General features: G+C 37.4%; 3 protein-coding genes, 1 pseudogene and 1 other annotated feature. Of the genes and pseudogenes, 3 read left to right on the top strand and 1 reads right to left on the bottom strand.

The window, feature by feature from the left end; all coding sequences use genetic code 11:
- Together ACT3RN_RS14705 and ACT3RN_RS14700 are read left to right on the top strand one after the other, a co-directional pair.
- A partial coding sequence (locus tag ACT3RN_RS14705; protein ID WP_444518764.1) for a C-terminal helicase domain-containing protein occupies window positions 1–483 on the top strand: 483 nt, incomplete at its 5' end.
- A complete protein-coding gene (locus ACT3RN_RS14700) occupies window positions 483–2,330 on the top strand; it encodes a hypothetical protein (protein WP_442063437.1) in 1,848 nt (615 codons plus the stop codon). The genes ACT3RN_RS14705 and ACT3RN_RS14700, both read left to right, overlap by 1 nt.
- A gap of 187 nt (window positions 2,331–2,517) precedes the next feature.
- Here the strand turns inward: ACT3RN_RS14700 and ACT3RN_RS14695 are convergent, their stop codons facing one another.
- Window positions 2,518–3,687 carry a hypothetical protein gene (locus ACT3RN_RS14695; protein WP_192992488.1) on the bottom strand — a complete coding sequence of 390 codons (1,170 nt, stop codon included), beginning with the start codon at window positions 3,685–3,687 and terminating at the stop codon, window positions 2,518–2,520.
- Window positions 3,688–3,906: 219 nt separating this feature from the next.
- Here ACT3RN_RS14695 and ACT3RN_RS14690 point away from each other — a divergent pair.
- Window positions 3,907–4,398: pseudogene (locus ACT3RN_RS14690) on the top strand (transposase); the annotation flags it as partial.
- Window positions 4,183–4,299, top strand: a sequence feature (AL1L pseudoknot). Its footprint overlaps the pseudogene before it by 117 nt.

Genomic DNA, 4,398 nt, shown 5'->3' with positions numbered 1-4,398 from the left:
CTGAGCCCTTATGTAAATCAAGTGAATATGATCAATAACCTGGTTGAAAAGAGTGAGATAAATAGCTGTTTTTCGAGCAAACATAATGATCAAGACATAGCAAAAACAGTAGACTCTTATCAGGGTGATCAGGCCGACGTTATTATCATTAGCCTAGTAAGGCATAATAGTTGTCAGCCTATTACTTCTGCTTTGGGTTTTTTATCAGATATGCGCAGAATGAACGTACTGCTGAGTAGAGCTAAACATAAAATGATTATTGTTGGCTGTTTCGGTTTATTCAGATATTGGCAGCTGCTTGAAAATAAAGCTTATGCTAACAATAGGGGTTATTTGGACGATATGGATAGGGACTTTTTGAATCTCTTTGTTGAAATGTTTGTTGATGATTTTGAATTAATGAATGATCATTCAATTGATACTGAAAATAAGGTATTTAATAACATTAACTTTGTTCAATCAAAATCATTTTTGGGCCTCTAATGAATAAAGAAAACACTATAAAATATACGATTGCTATCCCATTCCTTACTAATGAATATATATTTAGTATTAGTAGAAAAACCAATTGGTCAATTATCGATTACCTTTTCTTAAAAGAGTTAAGTCAAAGAGAGATGACTGTTAAGAGTCTTAGCGACTTCTCCAATCTAGAAACTCAAGTTGTCATTCAGATTTTACTACCCATGTGCAATGTCGGGTGGATTGATATTGTTACTTCTAGAGACAGTTTTATTTTTAGAATAACGGAAATGGGTGAGATAGCTTATTCTTTAAGCGTTAAAGAACATGAACTCATTTGTAAGGTCGATAAATATCAAAGAAAAAGAGAAGTTTTTGTAGATTATTTTGATAACTATTACAGCGTTTATAGTTTTGACTCCCTTTTGCTTACTCATGCAAGGTATATGAGTGAGATTAATAAAAACAAGAATATAGTTACCTTGCCTATAGATGATAGCAATTCTTATCCCAAGTACACAAAAATGTATAGCGTTATGGCCAGGGAGCATGAAAAAATAGACAACGTACGTGACGAGGCTGTATATACATTAACTACTAAGAAATATTTACTGGTAGATATGTTGTATATAGAAGGTCGTAAGGAAGGAAGGATAATCGATGACAACAAAGTAAAGAAGCTGAATGAAAAGCTTATTAGACAAATCACAAATACACTTCCAGCTATAGTCAAGGATGATAATTCTTTGCTTAAAGCACCTTTGAGCAAAGATGGAAATAACTATGAAATCAAGGTTATTGCCAAGAGAGGCGATGTAGATTTTGTTTACGGCGGTCACAACACCAAAGCCAAGCTCATTGAGCTAATCCAGTCCTCTACTGACTTTCTAGTCATTCACTCTACTTTCATAGGTAAATGGTGCATTGTCAATGATGATGGCTATACTCATCTTTTTCTAGAAATTAAAGAGGCTTTGAAACGAGGTGTTCAAGTTTATATTTTATGGGGCAAAAGTAATGCAGAAGAAACAGATGAAAACTTTGAAAAATCAGATAGTGAAGATAAGGCTGTTGAAAAAAAATTAAGAGATTTTAATGAAAGCTGCCACCAGGAAGGCATGCTAAATGTTGTAAATTATAATGACTTCAGACGTACCGACTCGCATGCAAAGTTCGTTATAACCAATCATGTAGACAAGGGGTTGTGTACTATGGTCAGTTCATGCAACTTCTTATATGCAAAATTTGAAAGATTTGAGGCGTCAGTTGTTGTTTGCAATGATCAATTTACTAAATATTTTTTAGAGATCGCTGCTAATATTTGCTGTGGAAAAAGCACTTTTGACAGCAAAGTGCGTAAGGAGTTTCGGGGGCTTTCAAGCAATATAGCTGATACGCCAAATGACGTTGATATTCCTAACAATGAAAAGCTGGAGCTGCGATTAGTGCTAAAGCACCAGCATCATAGTTATATTGACTTAGCCGCTCAAGCAAAAAACAAGATATATATTATAAGTGACTTTATAAACACCTCACCTATAAGGCCTATATTTGATGCTTTAAAAAAGTCGGAAGCTAAAAAATATTATTATTACTCTAAGAAATCAAGTTATATCGATCATTCAGAAATTGTTGAGATGCATGATGATCTGAAGTCTGCCGACTCTCTATCTCAATTGGGTGCGCATCATTCCAATAGTCATGCCAAGGTATTAGCTTGGGATAATAATGACTTGCTGATTACTAGCTTAAATTGGCTGTCTGCAAGTGCCCCTAATAACCTTGTAGAGATTTACCATGAAATAGGTGTTTATGTTCAAGGTTGGGATGTAGCTAAAGATTTTATTAAAGTATTTAGAAGTCTTTAAATCCAAATTAACGCTATGAATTAACGAAAAACGATTTTGAGACAGTACAACTTGATAGCCTAAACGATTTGCTAAGCGTGTTGATCAGCTCTAGGAGCGTTATTAGCTCGGTTTAGTTGTAGGTAACGCCCTAAACGAAAAACAGCCACTTATAGCGGCTGTTTTTTGATGCTGGCAGGTGTAATAGTTATTCCTCCATGCGCTGATTTCTGAGATAACCGATGTATTCATCACAGAGTTCATCGGCGGCTTTATTGGCAAAATTGGACGGATCATCATCAATTCGTCGATCAACATGGAAATTTGCGTTATTAGCGAACACCCGCGAACCCTCGTCTAATCGATGACAGCTAAAAGTATTATCAGCTGTAAAATCGAGTGCTATCAAGCGGCTTTGATCCTCAATTTGAGCACTACCACTCACCACGTTACCGCTTAGGTCTAAAACTGCATTCTCACTCATAATTAGTTCAAGCTCATGACTGCCCGCCACGTTGATTTTAGCCACCGTGTCATCAGACAAACAAAGTAAGTCCCGATCATTAACGCTCTTTGAAGTAGATGTCATACTAAGCTCAACGAAACATGAACCCTGGGTTACAACGCTTGATAGTTTTTTAAGGTTTATATGCACTGGAATATTTTCTGTTAACGGCTCTTTCTTTTTTATATAAATGCCGGTAATCACTCTTTTTTTGCCTGTACCACTCCAAAACATTTGTATGTAATAGGTATTACATACCTCATAAAGCTCTTCTAGCGTACCGATTAACCTTGCGTTTTTCTCTTTTAGCTTGGACTCTATGTTTATTTGTCCGTTAAACAAACCTATTGAAGTGACTTCTGATAGGTCAATTAAGGCCAGTCGGTCAGTATTAAAGCCGCCGCTGATATATGTTAGCCAATAACAAGCGTAGTACACCATAATATTGACCACATCTCGTCTATATTCCTCTTTTAGCTGACCTGCATTGATATATTCATTGGCTTCTTCAGGCCATATTTGATCACTAAGCGTTGTTAGTCGTGCAGCTGAATCGTCAAACTGTGTTATTAACGCCAGTAAGATATCGTCAGAATGAGTATCCAAATAAGCGTTTAGAGCGGGCATGTTGTTATCACTAAGCTCTTTTATCCCATTCAATATTTTGGTTGCGGCTAACAAATCAGAGCCATCATCTTCATCAATTTCAACCTGATTGCCAAGACTATTAGCAAATATCATAGGCCAAACAACGTTTGTGTGCTCAACAAGTGCGTCAAACCCGCCTACCAGCTCAAAAGTGGCATCGATAAGCGGTTTACTCCAGCCCTTGCTCGCCAGCAATGCGATCAGCTTTTCTTTGTTATGGTGCATGTTGCACTCCCTATTTTAAGTATATGGTATAAATCAGAACTTCTTAGCGACAAACTAAGAGGTGTAGAACGTATTAACTGATATTTCTTCTTCGGTTGCATAGCCATTTATTTCAACGCCGCCAGTGATATTTAACTGAACTATAGTAGCAAGGTCCAATTCGACAATCTGAACCGCCCCGAGATTGTCGGAGACTCAACGCTCCAAGAGAATACGACAATGAAAACACGAAACTATACCCCTGAAATGAAAGAACGAGCCGTCCGTATGCTAGTTGAAGCTAAAGACGACTACCCATCCACATGGTCAGCCATCAAAGCCATAGCACCAAAGATAGGTTGCACGCCTGAGACCCTACGATCATGGCATAAAAAGCACATTGATAAAACCATTCCTGCAAAGATTCAAGCTCAAAGCCAAGCCGAGCGCATCAAAGATGCTTGAACGTGAGAACAAAGAATTAAAACAAGCCAATGAGATCATAAGGAAAGCAGCCGCTTTTTTCGCCCAGGCGGAAATAGACCGCAAACCTTAGTGATGGTTCAATTCATCGACGAGAATAAATCTATTTATGGCATTCTAGCTATTTGTAGAGTCTTGCCGATTGCCCCATCCACATACTATCGTACCAAAGACTTAAACGACAATCCGGAGAAGCGTTCACAGCGTAGTCAGCATGACGATTTCTATCTAAATGAAATCAAACGTATT

The sequence above is a fragment of the Psychrobacter sp. AOP5-GZ1-6 genome, assembly GCF_052376345.1.
GTDB lineage: Bacteria > Pseudomonadota > Gammaproteobacteria > Pseudomonadales > Moraxellaceae > Psychrobacter.
The sequence above is the reverse complement of the archived record's forward strand: the minus strand, read 5'-3'. Positions and strand labels throughout refer to the sequence as shown.

What these genes read in the sequence shown, in the direction of transcription:
- ACT3RN_RS14700 (WP_442063437.1), top strand. Translation starts at nt 483, where the DNA reads ATGAATAAAGAAAACACTATAAAATATACGATTGCTATCCCATTCCTT.
- ACT3RN_RS14695 (WP_192992488.1), bottom strand. Translation starts at nt 3,687, where the DNA reads ATGCACCATAACAAAGAAAAGCTGATCGCATTGCTGGCGAGCAAGGGC.